The sequence below is a fragment of the Synechococcus sp. R8-2 genome (assembly GCF_047461715.1).
Classification (GTDB): Bacteria; Cyanobacteriota; Cyanobacteriia; order Thermostichales; family Thermostichaceae; genus Thermostichus.
The window spans coordinates 1-966 of record NZ_JANSHQ010000147.1 but is presented as its reverse complement, the minus strand read 5'-3'; the positions used below and the strand labels follow the sequence as shown (position 1 = coordinate 966).

Genomic DNA, 966 nt, shown 5'->3' with positions numbered 1-966 from the left:
TTGACTAGAGTCATGCTCTCACCGACCGGCGGAAGATGGCTGTTGAGATTATTCTCAACAAACAGGCCGGCAATTCCAGCTCTGGGTTTGGCTTGGTCTCTAGCGAGGGCCGTAGGTTGTCCAATAGCCGCGTCCTTGTCTTTTGGCTGCATCGGCAGCTTCAGTAAGAATGGGGCCGTACTTCAAGCCATCGGTTTGTGGCGACAACAGGCCATGCCCCAAAAACAGCATTTCCTGGTTGATGAGGGTATTGGCTTGCCAAACGTAGGCAGGCAAGGTAGGAGCAGGGGCTAGGGCAGGATCCAACTCCAAAAACACCTCACGTCCCAGCAGAGCAGTCTGCAGATATTGGCCAGCATTGTAAACTGCCAAAGGGGTTTGTCCGCGCAACTCCGTCCAGTTGGGGTTGATCGGGTCAGGCAAGGGATCGATCCCGATCAGTTGCACCAGCCGCAAATCCAAATCCTCCTTCAAGCTGGACAACCAGGGTGTTGTAGTTGACCACCCGAAACACGGTTGCACGTTTGAGGTCGCGCAGATCCGGACGCGCCATCACTGTTAAAGCCCAAGCGGGTGATGTCGAGAATATCAACGGCAAGGCCAGAAAGCTGCCCAGCTTGATCAGGCTCCGTCCATTGGATGCCAGCAGGGATCTGGAGCGGGGGGAAGTCGGAGCAGAACGCAGGGATTTTTGCAGCATGGACTTTAGCCGTTGCATGGCGGACTTGACAATAGGGATGGTTCGCATGCTTGACCTTTGGATCTCACACCGCCCTCACACCGCCGCCTACTGGGCTTCAACGCGGGATCCGGCTCACCTGCCGTCACTCTACAAAAAATTGGGGCAGATGGGTCAGGTCTGGAAAATCTCTCTCGATTTTTGTCTTGATTTTTAGATGTGCTACCCATCCGGTCAGCAGTTGTCAGCGCTGACAACCTGTGGTTGGTCATTTCGATTCAAACTGG

General features: G+C 54.5%; 2 protein-coding genes. Both read right to left on the bottom strand.

Annotation, left to right across the window (positions count from 1 at the left end):
* Positions 1-99 precede the first annotated feature (99 nt).
* On the bottom strand, positions 100-456 hold the full coding sequence (locus tag NW819_RS04175; RefSeq protein WP_414412976.1) for a thermonuclease family protein: 357 nt from the start codon (positions 454-456) through the stop codon (positions 100-102).
* Positions 416-748 carry a hypothetical protein gene (locus NW819_RS04170; RefSeq protein ID WP_414412975.1) on the bottom strand — a complete coding sequence of 111 codons (333 nt, stop codon included), beginning with the start codon at positions 746-748 and terminating at the stop codon, positions 416-418. Before NW819_RS04170 ends, NW819_RS04175 begins: the two co-directional genes overlap by 41 nt.
* Positions 749-966 lie beyond the last annotated feature (218 nt).

Excerpts from the sequence above, each read along its gene's own strand:
- NW819_RS04170 (WP_414412975.1), bottom strand. The coding sequence starts at position 748 with ATGCGAACCATCCCTATTGTCAAGTCCGCCATGCAACGGCTAAAGTCC.